15 protein-coding genes are annotated in these 20,522 nt (G+C 69.2%); 13 read left to right on the top strand and 2 right to left on the bottom strand.

Going from position 1 to position 20,522, the window contains the following annotated elements; genetic code table 11:
* Positions 1–93 precede the first annotated feature (93 nt).
* The 5 genes from ACFQ7F_RS22545 to ACFQ7F_RS22525 all read left to right on the top strand — a co-directional run bounded on the left by ACFQ7F_RS22545 (position 94) and on the right by ACFQ7F_RS22525 (position 7,110).
* Positions 94–1,242, top strand: a complete 1,149-nt coding sequence (locus ACFQ7F_RS22545) for a CaiB/BaiF CoA transferase family protein (protein WP_383273101.1) — start codon at positions 94–96, stop codon at positions 1,240–1,242.
* A complete protein-coding gene (locus ACFQ7F_RS22540) occupies positions 1,242–2,267 on the top strand; it encodes an LLM class F420-dependent oxidoreductase (protein WP_383273099.1) in 1,026 nt (341 codons plus the stop codon). The genes ACFQ7F_RS22545 and ACFQ7F_RS22540 overlap by 1 nt, the downstream gene beginning before the upstream one ends.
* Before the next feature lie 18 nt (positions 2,268–2,285).
* Complete coding sequence (locus ACFQ7F_RS22535; RefSeq protein WP_383273097.1) at positions 2,286–3,428, top strand: acyl-CoA dehydrogenase family protein; 1,143 nt, start codon at positions 2,286–2,288, stop codon at positions 3,426–3,428.
* A 40-nt stretch (positions 3,429–3,468) separates the two neighbouring features.
* On the top strand, positions 3,469–4,689 hold the full coding sequence (locus ACFQ7F_RS22530) for an acetyl-CoA C-acetyltransferase (protein WP_383273095.1): 1,221 nt from the start codon (positions 3,469–3,471) through the stop codon (positions 4,687–4,689).
* A 249-nt stretch (positions 4,690–4,938) separates the two neighbouring features.
* Complete coding sequence (locus ACFQ7F_RS22525) at positions 4,939–7,110, top strand: 3-hydroxyacyl-CoA dehydrogenase NAD-binding domain-containing protein (protein WP_383273093.1); 2,172 nt, start codon at positions 4,939–4,941, stop codon at positions 7,108–7,110.
* A gap of 45 nt (positions 7,111–7,155) precedes the next feature.
* On the opposite strand, the gene ACFQ7F_RS22520 is transcribed toward ACFQ7F_RS22525, so the two are convergent.
* A complete protein-coding gene (locus ACFQ7F_RS22520) occupies positions 7,156–7,899 on the bottom strand; it encodes a MerR family transcriptional regulator (RefSeq protein ID WP_383273152.1) in 744 nt (247 codons plus the stop codon).
* Between the two features lie 139 nt (positions 7,900–8,038).
* Here ACFQ7F_RS22520 and ACFQ7F_RS22515 point away from each other — a divergent pair, with 139 nt between their 5' ends.
* The 5 genes from ACFQ7F_RS22515 to ACFQ7F_RS22495 all read left to right on the top strand — a co-directional run bounded on the left by ACFQ7F_RS22515 (position 8,039) and on the right by ACFQ7F_RS22495 (position 13,636).
* Positions 8,039–9,850 (top strand): AMP-dependent synthetase/ligase, encoded by a 1,812-nt coding sequence (locus ACFQ7F_RS22515; RefSeq protein WP_383273091.1) that lies wholly within the window; start codon positions 8,039–8,041, stop codon positions 9,848–9,850.
* Between the two features lie 215 nt (positions 9,851–10,065).
* Positions 10,066–11,523 (top strand): amino acid permease, encoded by a 1,458-nt coding sequence (locus tag ACFQ7F_RS22510; RefSeq protein ID WP_383273089.1) that lies wholly within the window; start codon positions 10,066–10,068, stop codon positions 11,521–11,523.
* A 43-nt stretch (positions 11,524–11,566) separates the two neighbouring features.
* The gene (locus ACFQ7F_RS22505; RefSeq protein WP_383273087.1) at positions 11,567–12,046 is read left to right on the top strand and encodes a macro domain-containing protein; all 480 of its coding nucleotides are present in this window, start codon (positions 11,567–11,569) and stop codon (positions 12,044–12,046) included.
* A gap of 101 nt (positions 12,047–12,147) precedes the next feature.
* Positions 12,148–12,627 (top strand): hypothetical protein, encoded by a 480-nt coding sequence (locus ACFQ7F_RS22500; protein WP_383273085.1) that lies wholly within the window; start codon positions 12,148–12,150, stop codon positions 12,625–12,627.
* A gap of 196 nt (positions 12,628–12,823) precedes the next feature.
* Complete coding sequence (locus ACFQ7F_RS22495; RefSeq protein WP_383273083.1) at positions 12,824–13,636, top strand: alpha/beta fold hydrolase; 813 nt, start codon at positions 12,824–12,826, stop codon at positions 13,634–13,636.
* Between the two features lie 94 nt (positions 13,637–13,730).
* Here the strand turns inward: ACFQ7F_RS22495 and ACFQ7F_RS22490 are convergent, their stop codons facing one another.
* On the bottom strand, positions 13,731–15,221 hold the full coding sequence (locus tag ACFQ7F_RS22490; RefSeq protein ID WP_383273081.1) for a M1 family metallopeptidase: 1,491 nt from the start codon (positions 15,219–15,221) through the stop codon (positions 13,731–13,733).
* A gap of 206 nt (positions 15,222–15,427) precedes the next feature.
* Between ACFQ7F_RS22490 and ACFQ7F_RS22485 the strand changes: the two genes are divergently transcribed.
* From ACFQ7F_RS22485 to ACFQ7F_RS22475, 3 genes are all read left to right on the top strand, one after another.
* Complete coding sequence (locus ACFQ7F_RS22485) at positions 15,428–17,389, top strand: Xaa-Pro dipeptidyl-peptidase (protein ID WP_383273079.1); 1,962 nt, start codon at positions 15,428–15,430, stop codon at positions 17,387–17,389.
* On the top strand, positions 17,386–18,684 hold the full coding sequence (locus ACFQ7F_RS22480) for a M14 family metallocarboxypeptidase (protein ID WP_383273077.1): 1,299 nt from the start codon (positions 17,386–17,388) through the stop codon (positions 18,682–18,684). The genes ACFQ7F_RS22485 and ACFQ7F_RS22480 overlap by 4 nt, the downstream gene beginning before the upstream one ends.
* 133 nt (positions 18,685–18,817) lie before the next feature.
* Positions 18,818–20,482, top strand: a complete 1,665-nt coding sequence (locus ACFQ7F_RS22475; RefSeq protein ID WP_383273150.1) for a BCCT family transporter — start codon at positions 18,818–18,820, stop codon at positions 20,480–20,482.
* Positions 20,483–20,522: the final 40 nt, after the last annotated feature.

Below are 20,522 nucleotides of genomic sequence, written 5' to 3'. Positions count from 1 at the left end.
CTAAGCGCTTGCTTGCTAGGGTCTTGTGCGGAGTGGAACACGTTCTTAGCATCACTGGTGTTACATCAGTTGTGTCATAGCGCTGGGGGCTCAATGGCAGTGCCGGGCAAGAACGTTCACGGGCCGCTTGCCGGGGTGCGTGTGGTCGAGCTGGCGGGCATCGGTCCCGGCCCGTTCGCGGCCATGCTCCTCGCCGACCTCGGGGCCGACGTCGTACGCGTCGACCGGCCTGGGGGCGGCACTCTCGCGGTCAATCCCGAGTACGACATCACCAACCGCAACAAACGCTCCGTGATCGTCGACCTCAAGGCGGCGGACGGCGCGGACCGCGTCCTCGACCTCGTCGACCGCGCCGACGTCCTCATCGAGGGGTACCGCCCCGGCGTCGCCGAGCGTCTGGGTATCGGGCCTCTCACCTGTCACGCCCGCAACCCGAAGCTCGTCTACGGACGGATGACCGGCTGGGGACAGGAGGGGCCGCTCGCCCAGCGCGCGGGGCACGACATCGCGTACATCGCGATCACCGGCACCCTCGGCATGATCGGCAACCCCGGCGAACCGCCCACGGTCCCCGCGAACCTCGTCGGCGACTACGCGGGCGGCTCGCTCTACCTCGTCGTCGGCATCCTCGCGGCCCTGCACCACGCGCGCGAGCACGGCACGGGCCAGGTCGTGGACGCCGCCATCGTCGACGGCACCGCACACCTCACGTCGATGATCCACGGCATGCTCGCGGCCGGCGGCTGGCAGGACCGGCGCGGCGCCAACCTCCTTGACGGCGGCTGCCCGTTCTACGGCAACTACGAGACCGCCGACGGCGGCTACATGGCCGTCGGCGCCCTAGAGCAGCAGTTCTACGACGAGTTCATCGAGCTTCTCGGTCTGGCCGGCGAGGCGCCCCCGCGCAAGGATCTGGCCCGCTGGGGCGAGCTGCGCGAGGCGGTCGCCGCCCGCTTCAAGGCGCGGACTCGGGAGGAATGGACGGCCGTCTTCGAGGGCTCCGACGCGTGCGTCGCGCCCGTGCTCTCGCTGTCCGAGGCCCCCGGCCACCCCCATCTCGCCGCCCGCGGCACCTTCGTCGACCACGGAGGCATCACCCAGCCCGCCCCCGCGCCCCGCTTCTCCGCGACCCCGACGGACGTCCGCGGCGGCCCCGCGCAGCCGGGCGCGGACACCGAGGACGTGGCCCGCGACTGGGACGTACCGGCCCTCAGGGGCACCACCACGAAGGAAGACAGCTGATGGAGATCTCCGCACCTCTCGCCTACGCGGGCGACCCGCGGCAGGCCGCCGACGAACTGGCGGCCCTGGAGTCCGCCGGTCTGGACGCCGTCTGGGTGGCGGAGGCCTACGGCTTCGACTCGCCCACCATCATGGGCTACCTGGCCGCGCGCACCGAGCGTATGAAGATCGGCGCCGCGATCCTCAACGTCTACTCGCGCACCCCCGCCCTCATCGCCCAGACGGCCGCCGGACTCGACGCCATCTCCGGCGGCCGGGCGATCATCGGGCTCGGCGCGTCGGGCCCGCAGGTCGTCGAGGGCTGGCACGGAAAGCCGTACGACAAGCCGCTGGCCCGCACCCGTGAGGCGATCGAGCTGACCCGCCGCATCCTGCGCCGTGAGGTCATCGACCACCACGGCGTCACGGACATGCCGCTGCCCAAGGAGAAGGGCGGCAAGCTGGGCAAGCCGCTCAAGATCCTCACCAAGCCGGTCCGCTCCGAAGTGCCGCTGTACGTCGCCTCCCTGGGCCCCGCCAACGTGCGCATGACCGCTGAGATCGCCGACGGCTGGCTGCCCACCCTGTTCATCCCGGAGAAGGCCCACCAGGTGTGGGGTACCCCGCTCGCCGAGGGCAAGGAGAAGCGTGATCCGGCGCTCGGGCCGTTGCAGACGGTCGCGGGAGGACTGCTCGCCATCGGCGACGACGCGGCTGCCGCACGCGATTTGGCCCGGCCGCAAATCGCCCTCTACGTAGGCGGCATGGGCGCCCGGGGGAAGAACTTCTACAACGACCTCGCGGTCGCGTACGGCTATGAGGAGGAGGCGGCGCGCATCCAGGAGCTGTATCTCTCGGGCAAGAAGAAGGAAGCCGAGGCCGCCGTCCCGGACGAGTTCTGCGAGCTCATGACGTTGTGCGGGCCCGAGAGCTACGTCCGCGAGCGTGTCGAGGCCTTCCGCGAGGCGGGCGTCACCATGCTCAACGTCGTTCCCGTCGGCCCCGAGCCGGCCAAGTCGATCGAAACCGTCAAGGGCTGGCTCTAGGGCTTCAGGAGGCCGTACGTGAAGCGACAGATCTTCTCCGCCGAACACGAGGCGTTCCGCGAGACCGTCCGCACCTTCCTGACCAAGGAGGTGCTGCCCCACTACGAAGAGTGGGAGAAGGACGGGATCGTCAGCCGTGACGCCTGGCTCGCGGCGGGCAAGCAGGGACTGCTCGGGCTCGCCGTGCCCGAGGAGTACGGAGGCGGCGGGAACGCCGACTTCCGTTACAGCGCCGTCCTCGCCGAGGAGTTCACCCGCGCGGGCACGTCCGGGCTCGCGCTCGGCCTGCACAACGACATCATCGGCCCGTATCTGACATCGCTCGCCACCGAGGACCAGAAGCGGCGCTGGCTGCCCGGCTTCTGCTCCGGCGAGATCATCACGGCCATCGCGATGACCGAGCCGGGCGCGGGCTCCGACCTCCAGGGCATCCGCACCACCGCCGTCGACCAGGACGACCACTGGCTGCTCAACGGCTCCAAGACGTTCATCTCGAACGGCATCCTCGCCGACCTCGTCATCGTCGTCGCCAAGACCTCGCAGGAGGGCGGCGCGAAGGGCCTGTCCCTCCTTGTCGTCGAGCGCGGCACGGACGGCTTCGAACGGGGCCGCAACCTCGACAAGATCGGCCAGAAGTCCCAGGACACCGCCGAGCTGTTCTTCAACGACGTACGCGTCCCCAAGGAGAACCTCCTCGGCGAGCTCGACGGCGCCTTCATCCACCTGATGACGAACCTCGCGCAGGAGCGCATGGGCATCGCCGTCGCCGGGATCGCCGCAGCCGAGTACCTCCTGGAGATCACCACGACGTACGTCAAGGAGCGCGAGGCCTTCGGGCGCCCGCTCTCCAAGCTCCAGCACATCCGCTTCGAGATCGCCGAGATGGCGACCGAGTGCGCGGTCACCCGGACCTTCCTCGACCGCTGCATCGTCGATCACTCGAACGGGGAACTCGACGCCGTGCACGCCTCGATGGCCAAGTGGTGGGCCACCGAGCTGCAAAAACGCGTCGCCGACCGCTGCCTGCAACTGCACGGCGGATACGGCTACATGACCGAGTACCGCGTCGCCAAGGCCTTTACCGACGGCCGCATCCAGACGATCTACGGAGGTACGACCGAGATCATGAAGGAGATCATCGGCCGCTCCCTGCTCGCCTGACCCTCACCTTCGAAGTTCTTTTTTGCGAAAGGCTGCTGTCTTGACCACCGAAGCGTACGTATACGACGCGATCCGCACCCCGCGCGGACGCGGCAAGGCCAATGGCGCCCTGCACGGCACCAAGCCGATCGACCTCGTCGTCGGCCTGATCCACGAGATCCGGGCACGGTTCCCCGACCTGGACCCGGCGGCCGTCGACGACATCGTCCTCGGCGTCGTGGGCCCCGTCGGTGACCAGGGTTCCGACATCGCGCGCGTCGCGGCCATCGCCGCCGGTCTTCCGGACACCGTCGCGGGTGTCCAGGAGAACCGCTTCTGCGCCTCGGGTCTCGAAGCCGTCAACATGGCGGCGATGAAGGTGCGTTCGGGCTGGGAGGACCTTGTACTCGCCGGTGGTGTCGAGTCGATGTCGCGCGTCCCGATGGGCTCGGACGGCGGCGCCTGGTTCGCCGACCCGATGACCAACTACGAGACGGGCTTCGTGCCGCAGGGCATCGGCGCCGACCTGATCGCCACGGTGGAGGGCTACTCCCGGCGTGACGTCGACGAGTACGCGGCCCTTTCCCAGGAGCGCGCGGCGGCGGCCTGGAAGGACAGCCGCTTCGAGAAGTCCGTCGTGCCGGTGAAGGACCGCAGCGGTCTGGTCGTCCTGGACCACGACGAGTTCATGCGTCCCGGCACCACGGCCGACTCGCTCGCCAAGCTGAAGCCGTCCTTCAAGGACATCGGCGACCTCGGCGGCTTCGACGCCGTCGCGCTGCAGAAGTACCACTGGATCGAGAAGATCGACCACGTCCACCACGCGGGCAACTCCTCCGGCATCGTGGACGGCGCCGCGCTTGTCGCCATCGGCACCAAGGAGGTCGGCGAGCGCTACGGCCTCACCCCGCGCGCCCGGATCGTCTCCGCGGCCGTCTCCGGCTCCGAGCCGACCATCATGCTCACCGGCCCCGCCCCGGCTGCCCGCAAGGCGCTCGCCAAGGCGGGTCTGACCATCGACGACATCGACCTCGTCGAGATCAACGAGGCCTTCGCGGCCGTCGTCCTGCGCTTCGTCAAGGACATGGGCCTGTCCCTGGACAAGGTCAACGTCAACGGCGGCGCGATTGCGTTGGGCCATCCCTTGGGCGCGACCGGGGCGATGATCCTGGGCACGCTGGTCGATGAGCTGGAGCGTCAGGACAAGCGGTACGGGCTCGCCACGTTGTGCGTCGGCGGCGGTATGGGGATCGCCACGATCGTGGAGCGGGTCTCCGGCTAAGCGCCGTAGGGGCTGTCGTATGCCGCCGACCGCAGGTTCGTCGTGGCTGGTCGCGCAGTTCCCCGCGCCCCTGAAAGCTGCGGCTTCGCCGCGCTTTCCCCTGAGGAGCGGCGCACGAAGTGCGCGCCTCCTCAGGGGCGCGGGGAACTGCGCGAGCAACCCACCACGACCCGCAGTCGGCGACGGAGCGCGACAACCCACCCCAGTAGCCGCTCACCCCGCCCCCAAAGACCTCACGGAGACACGGACATGACCGAAAGCACCACCATCCGCTGGGAACAGGACGACACCGGTGTCGTGACCCTCGTCCTCGACGACCCCAACCAGTCCGCGAACACCATGAACCAGGGTTTCAAGGACTCCATCGCGGCGATCGCCGAGCGCGCGGAGGCCGAGAAGGACTCCATCCGCGGCATCATCTACACCTCCGCCAAGAAGACCTTCTTCGCGGGCGGTGACCTGAAGGACATGATGCAGGCCGGTCCCGAGAACGCGCAGGACGCGTTCCAGGCGGGCGTCGCCATCAAGGGCTCCCTGCGCCGTATCGAGACCCTGGGCAAGCCGGTCGTCGCCGCTATCAACGGCGCGGCCCTGGGCGGCGGTTACGAGATCGCCCTCGCCAGCCACCACCGCGTCGCGCTCGACGCGCCGGGCTCCAAGATCGGCCTGCCCGAGGTCACCCTGGGCCTGCTCCCGGCAGGCGGCGGCGTGACCCGCACCGTACGCCTCATGGGCATCGCGGACGCGCTCCTCAAGGTGCTGCTCCAGGGCACCCAGTACTCCCCGAAGCGCGCCCTGGAGAACGGCCTCGTCCACGAAGTGGCGGCCACCCGCGAAGAGATGATCGAGAAGGCCCGCGCCTTCATCGACGCCAACCCCGAGTCCCAGCAGCCCTGGGACAAGCCGGGCTACCGCATCCCCGGCGGCACCCCCGCCAACCCGAAGTTCGCGGCGAACCTGCCCGCCTTCCCCGCCAACCTCAAGAAGCAGACGAACGGCGCCCCCTACCCGGCCCCGCGCAACATCCTCGCGGCCGCCGTCGAGGGCTCCCAGGTCGACTTCGAGACCGCGCAGACCATCGAGGCCCGGTACTTCACCGAGCTGGTCACGGGTCAGACCGCGAAGAACATGATCCAGGCGTTCTTCTTCGACCTCCAGGCCGTCAACTCCGGCGCCAACCGCCCCAAGGGCATCGAGGCACGCCCGGTCCGCAAGGCCGCCGTCCTCGGCGCCGGGATGATGGGCGCGGGCATCGCCTACTCGTGTGCCCGCGCGGGCATCGAGGTCGTCCTGAAGGACGTCTCCGCCGAGGCCGCAGCCAAGGGCAAGGCCTACTCCGAGAAGCTGTGCGCCAAGGCGGTGCAGCGGGGGCGTACTACCCAGGAGAAGGCCGACGCGCTGCTCGCCCGCATCACGCCGACCGCCGACCCGCAGGACCTCGCGGGCTGCGACGCCGTGATCGAGGCCGTCTTCGAGGACACCTCGCTCAAGCACAAGGTGTTCCAGGAGATCCAGGACGTCATCGAGCCGGACGCGCTGCTCTGCTCCAACACCTCGACGCTGCCGATCACCCAGCTCGCCGAGGGCGTCACGCGGCCCGTCGACTTCATCGGCCTGCACTTCTTCTCGCCCGTCGACAAGATGCCGCTCGTCGAGATCATCAAGGGCGAGCGGACCGGGGACGAGGCACTGGCCCGCGCGTTCGACCTCGTACGCCAGATCAACAAGACGCCGATCGTCGTCAACGACTCGCGTGGCTTCTTCACCTCGCGCGTGATCGGGCACTTCATCAACGAAGGCGTCGCGATGGTCGGCGAGGGCATCGAGCCCGCGTCGATCGAGCAGGCGGCGGCCCAGGCGGGCTACCCGGCGAAGGTCCTCTCCCTGATGGACGAGCTGACCCTCACCCTGCCGCGCAAGATCCGCAACGAGACCAAGCGCGCCGTCGAGGAGGCGGGCGGCACCTGGACCGGGCACCCCTCGGACTCCGTCATCGACCGCATGGTCGACGAGTTCGAGCGTCCCGGCAGGAGCGGGGGAGCGGGCTTCTACGAGTACGTGGACGGCAAGCGCGCCGGCCTCTGGCCGGGCCTGCGCGAGCACTTCACCAAGCCGGGCACGGAGATCCCGTTCGAGGACATGCAGGAGCGGATGCTCTTCTCCGAGGCTCTCGACACCGTGCGCCTGGTGGAGGAGGGCGTCCTGACGTCCGTCGCGGACGCCAACATCGGCTCCATCTTCGGCATCGGCTTCCCCGGCTGGACCGGTGGCGTGCTCCAGTACATCAACGGCTACGAAGGCGGCCTGCCCGGCTTCGTGGCACGCGCCGTCGAGTTGGCCGACCGCTACGGGGAGCGGTTCACGCCGCCCGCGCTGCTTGTCGAGAAGGCGGAGAACGGCGAGAAGTTCAGCGACAACTGACCGGCGCACGGGAGTGGCTCAACGGGAGTGGCTGATGGGAGTGGTTCAGCTCTCCTTGAGCCACTCCCGCAGCTCCTCCTTGAGGGAGCGCTGGAACGCCGTCACCAGGGCCTGCACCACCATCGGCTGCATATGGGCCGAAAGGGACCGCATCGCCGCCACGTGCTCCGGGTCCGACTCCTGCTCGCGGTAGGGGCCCCACACCTCGTCGCGGAAGAGCCGGGACAGCTCGACGGCCGCCGAGCGGGTGTGCTCCATCAGGACCGTGCGCGCCGCCAGGATCGTCTCGTGCGCGATGGGTACGTCGAGCAGCTGCACCCCCAGGCGCAGCAGCCCCGGGTCGACGCGGTACGCCCCCGGGAAGTCCGTCGGCGTGACGACGCCCATCGCCGAGAGCCGCTTCAGGTCCGCATCGGTGAGCGGGCGCCCCGCCCTGCGCTCGAGCTCCGCGCGGTCGGTGTCCTCGGCCGAGTCGGGGGCCCAGGAGGCGACCACCGCGCGGTGGATGGCGAGATCGTGGGCGCTCAGGTCGGGCGGCAGCTGTTCCAGGTACCGCTCGATCGCGGCCAGCGTCATGCCCTGGTGCTGCAACTCCTCGATGAGTCCGAGCCGGGACAGATGCTCCTCACCGTAGTGACCGACCCGGCGCGGGCCGATCACGGGCGGCGGAAGCAGGCCCCTGGTGCTGTAGAAGCGGATCGTGCGGACGGTGACCCCCGCGCGCGCGGCCAGTTCGTCGACCGTGAGCGTCGGCTCGGTCGGCTCGTCGGTGTCCGACGTCGTCGTCATCGTCATGGCAGCGCTTCGCCTCCCCAGTCGTGCACCGGTGGTTGTGCACCGATCAGGTGCAACAGTATTGCTGTCTCACCACTGTTGTGAAAGCGTCCCGGCCAGTCACTTGCTTCGTCGATGACGCCAGGAGGCGGTCATGACCACGATCCTGCGACTCCCCGGGGAACCCGCCGACATCACGCTCCCCGCCCTGCTCCTGCGCAACGCCGAGGACCACGGCGAGCGCCCCGCACTCTCCTGGCGAGCCACCCCCGAAGGGGAGTGGACGACACTGACCTGGCGCGAAGCACGCCGCAAGGTCGCCGTTCTGGCCGCCGGGTTCACGGCACTCGGTGTGCGGCGCGGCGAGCACGTCCTCATGATGATGGGCAACCGCCCCGAACACTGGCTGAGCGATCTCGCCCTCGTGCACATCGGCGCGGTCCCCGTCACCGTGTACGGCACTTCGGCCCCCGAGCAGATCGCGCACATCGCCCGGCACAGCCGCGCCCGCTTCGCGATCGTCGAGGGCGCCCGCGAACTGGCCCGCTGGGAGCCCCTCCTGACGGACACGGAGGCTCCGCTGGAGCGCCTGGTGGTCGTCGAGGCGGCCGGTGCGGGCCCGCACCGCACGTACGGCTCCCTGCACGCCACAGGCAGCCGTCTCTTCGCCCCGGACGCCTTCGAGAAGGCCTGGCGCGAGTCCCGGGCCGACGATCCGCTCACCGTCGTCTACACGTCGGGCACCACCGGTGACCCCAAAGGCGTCCGCATCACCCACCGCAACGTCGTCCTCAACGGCGTCGCCCTGGACGCCGTCGTCGAACTCCCCGACTTCGTGGAGCACATCAGCTACCTCCCCTTCGCGCACGTCGCGGAGCGCATGCTCGGCATCTACCTGCCGGTGTTCCGCGCCTCGCACGTGTACCTGTGCGCGGATCCGACCGCCGTCGCCGCGACCGCGCGCGAGCTGCGTCCCGCGCAGTTCTTCGGGGTCCCGCGCGTGTGGGAGAAGCTCGCCGCGTCCGTACGGGCCGTGCTCGCGGGGCTGCCGGAGCAGCAGCGCGAGGCGATCGAGGCGGCGAACGAGACGACACGCGCGCGCGTGGAGTACGTCGAGCGAGGCGAGGACCCGCCGGCCGACCTGGAGAGCGCGTATCGCGAGGCCAAGGAGAAGATCCTCGACCCGCTGCTCTCCCTGGCCGGATTCGACCGCCTGGTGTGGACCGCGAGCGCGGCGGCGTCGATGCCGCTCGACGTCGTGCGCTTCTGGGCGGGCTTCGGCATCGTGATCATGGACGCGTGGGGTCTGACGGAGACGACCGGGGTCGTCACCATCAACACCCCGGGCGCCTTCCGGCTCGGCTCGGTGGGCAGACCCCTGGACGGCCTGGAGGTCCGCACCGGCGACGACGGCGAGATCCTGGTGCGCGGCGCGACGGTCTTCGGCGGCTATCTCCTGCCCGACGGCACGATCGAGTCGGCCTGCGACGCGGAAGGATGGTTCGCCACCGGCGACGTCGGGCGGATCGACGAGGACGGCTTCCTCTGGCTCACCGACCGCAAGAAGGAACTGATCGTGACCTCGACGGGCAAGAACGTCTCGCCCGTGCTCGTCGAGAACACCCTCAAGGAGCACCCCCTAATAGGTCAGGCCCTCGTCCACGGCGACGGCCGCTCCTACCTGGTGGCGCTGCTCGTCCTGGACGCGGAGATGGCCCCTGTGTGGGCTGCCGCCCGGGGGATCACCGGCGACCTGACGGCGAGCGATGCCGTACAGGAGGAGGTCGCGCGGGCCGTCGACGCGGCCAACGCGCGCCTCAACCGCACCGAGCAGGTCAAGCGCCACCGGCTCCTGGGGGAGGAGTGGGGCCCCGAGACCGGGGAGCTGACACCGTCCCTGAAACTGCGCCGCAGGGTCATCCGGGAGAAGTACGGGGACGCCATCAACGGGCTGTACACGCAGTGACGCACTCGGTGATCCACTGGCTCTACACCCTGTGATCATCGTGTGTACACCCCTCGCTCACCATGTGAGAAGACCCGCTATGTGACGTGCGCCACCGCATGCCGGGCGATCTCTGGGGGAAGGTGTCGCGTCGGTCCACGCACGTCAGGGGTGTCGTGGACCGGAGTACATCCGGACACCGGAGTTTTCCGGGCACCAGAGAGTAGACCCCCCACGTGAGCAAGGAAGCCGTAGACACGGCCGCTGCGGACGCATCCCGCACAGATGCGTCCCAGGCCCCCGCGGACGCGGGCGACGCCGGTTACAGCAAGGACCTCAAGGCCCGCCACGTCAACATGATCGCGATCGGTGGCGCGATCGGAACTGGACTCTTTCTCGGTGCGGGCGGACGCCTGCACTCCGCGGGCCCCGCGCTCGCCGTCGCGTACCTCGTGTGCGGCATCTTCGCCTTCTTCGTCGTGCGCGCCCTCGGCGAGATGGTCATCTACCGCCCTTCGTCGGGTTCGTTCGTCTCGTACGCGCGTGAGTTCCTCGGCGAGAAGGGCGCCTACGTCGCCGGCTGGATGTACTTCCTCAACTGGTCGACCACCGGCATCGCCGACATCACCGCGATCGCGCTCTACACGCACTACTGGAGCTTCTTCACCGACATCCCCCAGTGGGTGCTCGCGCTGATCGCCCTCGCCGTCGTCCTCGCGATCAACCTGATCTCGGTGAAGTACTTCGGCGAGATGGAGTTCTGGTTCGCGATCGTCAAGGTCGCGGCCCTGATCGCCTTCATGCTGATCGGCATATTCCTGCTGATCACCCAGCACAAGGTCGGCGGCGAGACGCCCGGCCTGAGCGTGATCACCGACAACGGCGGCTTCCTGCCGCACGGTCTGATGCCGGTCGTGATCGTCATGCAGGGCGTCGTCTTCGCGTACGCCTCGCTCGAGCTGGTCGGCGTCGCGGCGGGCGAGACCGCCGAGCCGCAGAAGGTCGTCCCGCGCGCGGTGAACTCGATCATGTGGCGCGTGGGCCTCTTCTACGTCGGCTCCGTCGTCCTGCTCGCGCTGCTCCTGCCCGGATCGGTGTACTCGGCCGACCAGAGCCCGTTCGTGACGGTCCTCTCCAAGATCGGCGTCCCCGCGGCCGGTGACGTGATGAACCTCGTCGTCCTCACGGCGGCGATGTCGTCGCTGAACTCGGGCCTGTACTCCACGGGCCGCATTCTGCGCTCGATGGCGATGGCGGGTTCGGCGCCGAAGTTCACGGCGAAGATGAACCGCAGCCAGGTCCCCTACGGCGGCATCCTGCTCACCTCCGGGGTGTGTGTGCTCGGCGTCGGCCTGAACTTCCTCATGCCGAGCCAGGCCTTCGAGATCGTCCTGAACGTGGCGTCCCTCGGCATCATCAGTACCTGGGTGATCATCATGGTCTGTCACCTGGCGTTCGTCCGGCGGGCCAAGGAGGGTGTCATCACCCGGCCCGGTTTCCGGCTCCCCGGCAGCCCGGTCACCGAGATCGTCACGATCGTCTTCCTGCTCTCCGTGCTCGTCCTGATGTGGAAGGACCCGGAGATCGGGCGCAAGACGCTCTACCTCATCCCGCTCATCGGGGCGGCACTGGTCGTCGGCTGGTACGCCATCCGTCGCAGGGTGGACCGCGAGACGGCCGGCCTCACGAAGTAACAGCTCAGGGGCCACTGTCAGTGGCAGCGCCTACGGTGGCGTCATGTCGGAGATCACTTATGTCCGAGGTGACGCCACCGCGCCATGTGGCAAGGGCGTCAAGCTGATCGCCCATGTCTGCAACGACCTCGGGGGCTGGGGCAAGGGCTTCGTCGTCGCGGTGTCGCGCCGCTGGCCCGAGCCGGAGGCCGCGTACCGCCGGTGGCACCGCGAGCGCGCCAAGAACGACTTCGGCCTGGGCGCCGTCCAGTTCGTCGAGGTCGGCCGCTATGCGTGGGTGGCCAACATGATCGGCCAGCACGGCATGCGTACGGGCAGCAAGGGCGTCCCCGTGCGGTATGAAGCGATCGACACCGCCCTGGCCGCGCTCGCCGACAAGGCGGCCGAGCTCGACGCCTCCGTGCACATGCCGCGCATCGGCTGCGGGCTCGCGGGCGGCAAGTGGTCCCGCGTCGAACCGCTGATAGCCCGGCGCCTGGTGGAGCGGGGTATCGCGGTGACGGTGTACGACTCCGGGGACTGAGCCGCCCGCCCGTACAGCGGGATCGGCTGATGTGGCGGGAATCACTCAACTGCCGTACAGGCGTGCGTTGTTGTGCACGGATGAGCGGGTAGATCGGCTGCATGCAGCTCATTCCCATGCCGTTAGGGCCGATCAACCCGGATGTTGAGAGTCTCGTCGTCGGGGCCGTGCTGTTCGGCCCCCTCTACTTCCTTGTGCGGCGCATGATCCTGCGCCTCAACCGCGTACTCGAAGAGCGCGCCACGCTCCTCGAAGGTGTCACCGGCGGACCGGCGGCGGAATTGCGGGACGAGGCCGAGCGCATACGCGCCGAGCACGAGGCGACACTGGCCGAGGCCCGCCGCGAGGCCGCGCAGGTGCGCCAGCAGGCCCGCGAGGAAGGTGCCGTTCTGATCGCCGCCGCCCGCGAGGAGGGTGTGCGCGAGCGCGACGAGGCCCTTGTGGGCGGTAAGAGCAGGATCGAGGCCGAGCGCGCGTCGGCGGAGATCGAACTGCGCCTCCAGGTATCGGAGTTGGCTTCCGAGCTGGCGAGCAGGATCGTGGGGGAGCCGGTCGCGGCGGGTACGGGTTCAGGCCGATAGGGGGCCTGTCGTCAAACTCCCGCCGTCCGCCGGGAGGACGGGCCTCGCGGCGCCCGGTGCGGCGAGAGTGCGGGCATGGCGCGCGGGGCAGACGGGAGTTCGACGGCACGCCCTGGAGGGGCACTTTCGCGTCTCGCAGGGGGCCGCGCGCCTCAGTGGCCTGGCGCCCGGGCCGGCGTCACGGCAGGCTCGCACCATGGAACTCATGGTGCCGGTCAAGGACGGCGAGGTCTGGGCGCAGGACTCGGGAGGGCCGGGTGGCCCGGCAGGACCGGGAGGTTCGGGCGGTGACGCGCTGCCGCTGGTCCTGCTGCACCCCGGAGTCGCTGATTCCCGCGTCTGGGACGGGATCCTTCCGCGTCTCACGGAGGGACGCCGGGTCATCCGCTACGACGCGCGGGGGTACGGCAGGTCACCTGCCCCCACCGCGTCGTTCTCCCTCGTCGAGGACCTGATCGCGGTCCTCGACCACTTCGACGTCGCCCGGGCGTTCATCGCCGCATCGAGCATGGGCGGCACCACGGCGATCGGCCTCGCGCTCAGGGACCCGGCCCGGGTGGCGGGGCTCGCCCTGCTGGTCCCCGGCATCACCGGCAACCCGGACTTCCTCATGGAGGAGTTCACGGCCGAGGTGGGCAGGCTCGCGCAGGTGGGCGACATGGACGGCATCGTGGCCCTGGTGAAGCGCACGTCGGCCGCCGCGGCGAGCGGGGACGACCCCGAGACGGATGCACTCATCAGGGCGGTGGTCCCGGCCTGGTTCGCCGTCCACCCCCATCACGTGCCCGACCCGCCCGCCTTCGACCGGCTCGGCGAGCTCACCGTGCCGTGTGTGCTCGCCCTGGGGGAGCACGACGACCCCGAGGTGGTCCGCTGCAACGAGGAGATGGCGGCACGCATCCCGGGCTGCCGGCTCGTACGGCTGCGGGACAGCGACCACTTCCCGACCCTGCGCGAGCCGGAGGCGGTCGCGGACATCATCGTCGGGGCATATACAGCGGCGAAATAGCTCACGCCCGCCCTCCCCGCACGGCTTGGACGCCGGGCAAACGGGTGGGCGGGCGTGAGGCATCCGCCGCGAAGCGGCGGCCAGGTGTCAGTTGTCAGTGACCGTGCACACCGTTGGTGGCAGCGATCGACTTCCAAGACTTCGGCGTGGCCGGAACGGCGGCGGACCGGGCGATCCCCGCACCCTTCGCCGCAGGCGCGTCCGGCCGCGACGGCTGGAAGAGCCAGGCGTCGAACAGCGAAGCGAGAGGCTTCCCGGAGACCTTCTCCGCGTACTTCACGAAGTCGCTCACCTTCGCGTTCCCGTACGCGTGCTCCTTCGGCCACCCCTTCAGAATCGCCGAGAAGGACTTCTCACCGACCTCGTTGCGCAGCGCCTGCAGGGCAAGCGCCCCGCGGTCGTACACAGCGATGTCGAACTGGTTCTCCGGGCCCGGGTCGCCCGGCTTGACCTTCCAGAACGGGTCGTCGGCAGGGTGCTGGGCGTACACGTAGTCCGCAAGCTCCTGCGCCGTGCCCTCGCCCTCCTTCTCCGACCACAGCCACTGGCTGTAGCGCGCGAAGCCCTCGTTGACCCAGATGTCCTTCCAGCCGTCGACCGACACGCTGTCGCCGTACCACTGGTGGGCCAGCTCATGGACCACGACGGACACGTTGGAGCCGTTCGCGAACTGCTTCGGGCTGTAGAACGGCCGCGTCTGCGTCTCCAGGGCGAAGCCGCTCGTCACGTTCGGGACGTAACCGCCAAGGGCGTTGAAGGGGTACTTGCCGAAGACGGTCTCCAGCCACTCGGCGACCTCGGTCGACCGCTCGACGCTCGCCCGCGCGGCCCCCGCGTTGTCGCCGAGGTCCTTGCTGTAGGCGTTCAGGACGGGCAGACCGTCGGCGGTCTTGTCCGTCGTGATGTCGAACTTGCCGACGGCGAGCGTCGCCAGATAGCTGGCCTGCGGCTTGTTCGAGCGCCAGTTGAAGCGCGTCCACCCGAGCTTCGAGCTCTGCGACTGCAGTACGCCGTTGGAGATGGCCTGCGAGCCGTCCGGCACGGAGACCGAGACGTCGTACGTCGCCTTGTCGAGCGGGTGGTCGTTGGACGGGAACCACCAGGCGGCCGAGTCCGGCTCCTGCGCCGCCACGCCGCCGTCCGGCGTCCGCGCCCACGCCGTGAAGCCGTTGATCTTCACCTCGGACGGCTTGCCCGCGTACCGCACGACGACGGTGATCGGCGTGCCCTTGGGCAGTCCTGCCGCCGGCGTGATCTCCAGCTCCTGCTCGCCGGACTTCTTGAAGGCCGCCTTCTTGCCGTTGACGCGTACCTCGCTGACCTTCAGGCCGAAGTCGAGGTTGAAGCGGGAGAGGTCCTGCGTCGTGGTGGCGTTGAGGGTCGCCGTGCCCTCGAGCAGGTCGGTCTTCGGCTGGTACTTCAGGCGCAGGTCGTAGTGCGACACGTCGTAGCCGCCGTTGCCGCTCGCCGGGTAATAGGGATCGCCGATACCCGGCGCCCCGGGGGTGAAGTCGGCGGCCGATGCCGGGATCGCCAGCAGCAGAGAGGCCGCGAGCGCGCCCGGGGCGATGAGTCTGCGGTGCACAAGAGCTCCAAGTCGTAGGGGCACATCGGTAGATGAGTCCGAAGATGAGTCCGACCTTATTGAGCCCGGTGGCCACGCGTCATGTCCATGGTCGCTCCTGTCACACGATCGCCATTCGGCCGACATGTACCAAAACGCCCCATGAACCTGTCGGCGCCGCGTATCGCCCTCTGTCGCGCGGGGGTTGACCCGTGTACCTTCCGCGCATGCCGATACGTGCGCGCCGCACGCGCTTGATCTGGAGATCACTGCTCACGGCGGCTCTTGCCGCCCTGTTGGCCACGCTGGTGGCCCCGGGAGCCGCCCAGGGGGCGCCGAGCGCCCCACGTGAGAGCAAACCCGTCTACTCGTACGAGAGCGCGATCCGCGAATCCGTCTGGGTCGACACGAAGGTCGACGGTGACGGCGACGGGAAGTCCGACCGCGTCGCCGTCGACATCGTCCGGCCCCGCGAACCCGCACAGCAGGGGCGGAAGATCCCCGTGATCATGGATGCCAGCCCGTACTACTCCTGCTGCGGGCGCGGCAACGAGAGCCAGAAGAAGACGTACGACGCGGACGGCAACCCCGTCCAGTTCCCGCTCTACTACGACAACTACTTCGTGCCCCGCGGCTATGGATTCGTCGCCGTGGACCTCGCGGGAACGAACCGCTCCGACGGTTGCGTGGACGTCGGGGGCCGCTCCGACATCCAGTCCGCCAAGGCCGTCGTCGACTGGCTGAACGGCCGGGCCCACGGCTACACCACCCGCACCGGGGGCAAGGACGCCAAGGCGTCCTGGTCGACCGGCGCGACCGGAATGATCGGCAAGAGCTACGACGGCACCATCGCGCAGGGCGTGGCCGCCACTGGAGTGCGAGGTCTCAAGACCATCGTGCCGATCGGTGCGATCTCCTCCTGGTACGACTACTACTTCGCCAAGGGCGCCCCCCTCTACGACAGCGGCCCCGAGTGGCTCTCGGACTACGTGGAGAGCCCCGAGGCGCGGGCCCGCTGCGCCGCCGTACAGAAACGACTTGTCGATGAAGCGCCCCGCACCGGCGACTGGACCCGGCTGTGGAGCGAGCGCGACTACACCCCGGACGCGGACAAGGTGAAGGCCAGCGTCTTCGCCGTGCACGGCGGGCAGGACCTGAACGTCCGCACGAAGCACCTCGGCCAGTGGTGGGACGCGCTCGCCGACGCGGGCGTCGACCGCAAGCTGTGGCTCAGCCAGACCGGGCACGTCGACCCCTTCGACTTCCGCCGGAGCGACTGGGTGCGCACCCTGCACCGCTGGTTCGACCACGAGCTCCTCGGCTACGACAACGGCATCGACCGCGAGCCGATGGCGGACATCGAGCGCGCCCCCGGGCAGTGGACCACCGACCGCGTCTGGCCCCCGCGTGCCACGGACACCGTGAAGCTCCGCCCCGGCAAGGGGACTTCACCCGGCGTCGGCACCCTCGGCACGCGCCCCGGCAGCGGCAGCGAGACCTTCACGGACGACCCGAAGCTGAGCGAGACCGACTGGGCCGCGCAGATCGACACCTCCACGCCGTCGAAGGCCGGGTTCATCAGCAGGCCCCTGGGCAGCGACCTGCGTCTTTCGGGCTCCTCCGAGGTGACCGTCACCGCGACCCCGACGACCCGCACCGCCCACCTCTCCGCGGTCCTCGTCGACCTCGGCCCCGCCACCATCCGCGACTACGCGGGCGCCGGCGAAGGCATCACCACGCTCCCCGAACGCACCTGCTGGGGCGCTAGCACCGGCGGCGACAGCTCCTGCTTCAAGGAGACGAAGGCGAAGACCGCCGACGTCGACTACACGGTCTTCAGCCGCGGCTGGGCCGATCTCGGCAACTGGGCCGACGACCACAAGGGCCGCCCCCTCACGCCGGGCAAGCCGCACACCATCACCCTCGACCTGGCCGCGAGCGACCACGTCGTACCGAAGGGGCACCGGCTCGCCCTGATCGTCGCGGGCACGGACAAGGACCTCATCGATCCCCCCGCCGACACCCCGACGCTCGCCATCGACCTGTCCCGTACCTCGGCGAAGGTCCCGCTGGTCGGCGGCGCCGACGCGTTCCGCACCACCAAGACCGTCACCCCCCGCGAGTCCCGTCTCGACGGCGTGGCCCCGCCGCGTTCGTTCCGCCCCGTACCTGGAGGCAGCACTTCATGAGACCCCGCACCGGCCTCACCCCCCGCATGCGCACCCTGACCCTCGCCTGCGCCACCGCCGCGCTCGCCGCGCCGCTCCTGACCGTGCCCGCGCAGGCGACGTCGACCCCGCCCCGCACCGGGTTCGAGGAGAGCAACGGCGCTCGCTGGACGAGCCAGCCCGAGGAGCAGAAGCTCCTGGCCGCGGTCGACAAGGCGACCGACCGGGTCTCCGTCTCCCGCATCGGCACCACCAAGCAGGACAGGCCCGTCCAGCTGGTCCGCATCGGCGAACGCCCCACGAAGAACACCGTGTTGCTGATCTGCAGCCAGCACGGCGACGAGCCGTCGGGCCGCGACGCGTGTCTGTCGACCATCCGCGATCTGGCGTACGCGAAGGACAAGAAGACCCGGAAGTTTCTCTCCCGCACCACGCTCCTCGTCGTTCCCACCGCCAACCCGGACGGCCGCGCCGCCGACACCCGCGGCAACTCCGACGGCGTCGACATCAACCGTGACCACATCTCCCTGAAGACCGCGGAGGCCCGCGCCATGGCCGCCGTCATCCGCGACCGGCAGCCCGACTCCATCTACGACCTGCACGAGTACGGAGCGACGCCCAAGTACTACGACAAAGACTTGTTCGACCTGTGGCCGCGCAACCTCAACACCGATGAGGCGGTGCACGACGAGGCGCAGACCCTGTCCGAGGCGTATGTCAGGCCGGCCGCCAACAAGTCCGGATACACGACGGGAACGTACGGAATCTGGACGGACCCCGTCACCGGTGACCCGATCAAGCAGACGGCGGGCGACGGCCAGGAGCGCATCCTGCGCAATGTCTCCGGCATCAAGCACGCGGCGGGCCTGCTCATCGAAAGCCGCGTCGATCCGCTCACGGACGCCGAGAAGGAGGACGAGGCGCTGAACAACCGGCGCCGCGTGAAGTCCCAACTCTCCGCGCTCGGCGGCCTGTTCGCCTACACCGACGAGCGGCGCGGCCGGCTGGAGGCGGCCACAGGTGCGGCCCGCCTCGAAGGCTTCCGTGACCGTGGGCCCATCTATGTGGGCGGCGCGGACAACGACCCCGCCGAACCGTCCGAAGTGATCCAGGACCCGCCCTGCGGCTACCGGCTCGACGCCGCCCAGTACGGCGACATCAAGGACGAACTCGCCCTGCACGGAGTCAAGGTCAAACGCGACGGAGCGGGCGCCTACGTGCCGCTGAGGCAGTCCGCCCGGGCCCTCGTGCCGCTGCTCCTCGACGAGCGCGCGACCTATCACCTCGTCGCGGGTTCACCCGACACCCGCTGTTGAGTAGTTCGTAGGTGCGTCACATGTGGTACTGGGTAGCGGAGCACAGAGACAGTACGAATGAGAGACCGTGAGAGGTGCACTTGTGACGCAAGACCAACATAAAGCGGACGGCGGGGGAGGGGACGGCCACCTCATGCATGCCGCGCACGGCGGCAGCCATCCCCAGACCGACCGCATCGTCTTCGGTGTGACCGCCGTGCTCACCCTGGCCTTCGTGGTCTGGGGCGCCGTCGCCACGGACTCGCTCGAGAGCGCCTCCACGAAGATGCTCAACGGCCTGATCCACAACGGTGGCTGGGCCTTCATGCTGACGGCGAGCGGGTTCGTGGTCTTCGCGCTCTGGCTCGCCGTCAGCCGGTACGGGAAGATCACCCTCGGTGAGGAGGGCGAGGAGCCGGAGTTCCGCACCGTCTCCTGGGTCGCCATGATGTTCAGCGCCGGTATGGGCATCGGCCTGATGTTCTACGGCGTGAGCGAACCGCTCGCCCACTTCACCACGCCCCCGCCGGGCACCGATCCCGCCGACTCCGCGGCGAAGATGGAAACGGCGATGTCCACCACCCTCTTCCACTGGACGCTCCACCCGTGGGCGATCTACGCGGTCGTGGGTCTCGCCATCGCCTACAGCACCTTCCGGCGCAAGCGCAGGCAGACCATCAGCGCCGTCTTCACGCCGCTCATCGGCGAGAAGCGCGCGAACGGCGCCTGGGGCAGGGTCATCGACATCATCGCCATCTTCGCGACGCTGTTCGGCTCCGCCGCGTCGCTCGGCCTGGGTGCCCTGCAGATCGGCAGCGGTTTCGAGGTCCTCGACTGGATGGACAACGCGAGCACGGGTCTGCTCGTCTCCATCATCGCCGTCCTCACGGTGGCCTTCGTGGCGTCCGCCATCTCCGGTGTGGAGAAGGGCGTGCAGTGGCTGTCGAACATCAACATGGTGCTCGCGCTGCTGCTCGTCGTGTTCGTCTTCATCGCGGGCCCGACCGTCATCATCCTCGACCTGGTGCCGACCTCGATCGGCGCCTACATCGGCGATCTGCCCCAGTTGATCGGGCGCACCGAGGCGTCAAGCGGCAAGGGCGTGTCGGACTGGCTGGGCAGCTGGACGGTCTTCTACTGGGCCTGGTGGATCTCCTGGACGCCCTTCGTGGGCATGTTCATCGCCAGGATCAGCCGGGGGCGCACGATCCGGCAGTTCGTGGGCGGGGTCATCCTGGTACCCAGCACCGTCAGCCTCATCTGGTTCGCCGTCTTCGGCGGAACGGCGATGAAGGTGAAGGAGAGCGGCGGTCTCGCCAACGCCTCGACCGCCGAGGGCCAGCTCTTCGGCCTGCTGCACGAGTATCCGATCGCCACGGGGACGAGCCTGCTCGTGATGATCCTCGTGGGCATCTTCTTCGTCTCGGGTGCCGACGCCGCGTCGATCGTGATGGGCACGCTCTCCCAGAAGGGCGCGCTCGAACCCGGCAAACTCGTCGTCGTGTTCTGGGGCGTCGTGACCGGAGCCGTGGCGGCGATCATGCTGCTCATCGGTGACGGTTCGGGGAACGCCCTCACGGGCCTGCAGAACCTGACGATTCTCGTCGCCGCGCCGTTCGTGCTCGTCATGATCGGGATGTGTGTGGCGCTGATGCGGGACCTGCGCCACGACCCGCTGATCGTCCGGGGCGAGCACGGTACGGAAGCCGTCGAGAAGGCCGTGATCGCGGGCCACGAGCAGTACGACGGTGACTTCGAGATCCGCATCGGCCCGACCGAGAACGAGAACGAGGAGGACAGCGGGGCCACGAAGGTCTGATTCAGCCCCACTTGCAGGAGGCGGCGCGCTTCGTCCGTGA

Origin of the sequence: Streptomyces sp. NPDC056486, from assembly GCF_042795295.1 — a bacterium.
In the GTDB taxonomy this organism is placed as follows: domain Bacteria; phylum Actinomycetota; class Actinomycetes; order Streptomycetales; family Streptomycetaceae; genus Streptomyces.
The sequence above is the reverse complement of the archived record's forward strand: the minus strand, read 5'-3'. Positions and strand labels throughout refer to the sequence as shown.

Excerpts from the sequence above, each read along its gene's own strand:
- ACFQ7F_RS22475 (WP_383273150.1), top strand. The coding sequence starts at position 18,818 with ATGCATGCCGCGCACGGCGGCAGCCATCCCCAGACCGACCGCATCGTC.
- ACFQ7F_RS22495 (WP_383273083.1), top strand. The coding sequence starts at position 12,824 with ATGGAACTCATGGTGCCGGTCAAGGACGGCGAGGTCTGGGCGCAGGAC.
- ACFQ7F_RS22480 (WP_383273077.1), top strand. The coding sequence starts at position 17,386 with ATGAGACCCCGCACCGGCCTCACCCCCCGCATGCGCACCCTGACCCTC.
- ACFQ7F_RS22545 (WP_383273101.1), top strand. The coding sequence starts at position 94 with ATGGCAGTGCCGGGCAAGAACGTTCACGGGCCGCTTGCCGGGGTGCGT.
- ACFQ7F_RS22540 (WP_383273099.1), top strand. The coding sequence starts at position 1,242 with ATGGAGATCTCCGCACCTCTCGCCTACGCGGGCGACCCGCGGCAGGCC.
- ACFQ7F_RS22500 (WP_383273085.1), top strand. The coding sequence starts at position 12,148 with ATGCAGCTCATTCCCATGCCGTTAGGGCCGATCAACCCGGATGTTGAG.
- ACFQ7F_RS22485 (WP_383273079.1), top strand. The coding sequence starts at position 15,428 with ATGCCGATACGTGCGCGCCGCACGCGCTTGATCTGGAGATCACTGCTC.
- ACFQ7F_RS22505 (WP_383273087.1), top strand. The coding sequence starts at position 11,567 with ATGTCGGAGATCACTTATGTCCGAGGTGACGCCACCGCGCCATGTGGC.
- ACFQ7F_RS22515 (WP_383273091.1), top strand. The coding sequence starts at position 8,039 with ATGACCACGATCCTGCGACTCCCCGGGGAACCCGCCGACATCACGCTC.
- ACFQ7F_RS22525 (WP_383273093.1), top strand. The coding sequence starts at position 4,939 with ATGACCGAAAGCACCACCATCCGCTGGGAACAGGACGACACCGGTGTC.
- ACFQ7F_RS22520 (WP_383273152.1), bottom strand. The coding sequence starts at position 7,899 with ATGACGACGACGTCGGACACCGACGAGCCGACCGAGCCGACGCTCACG.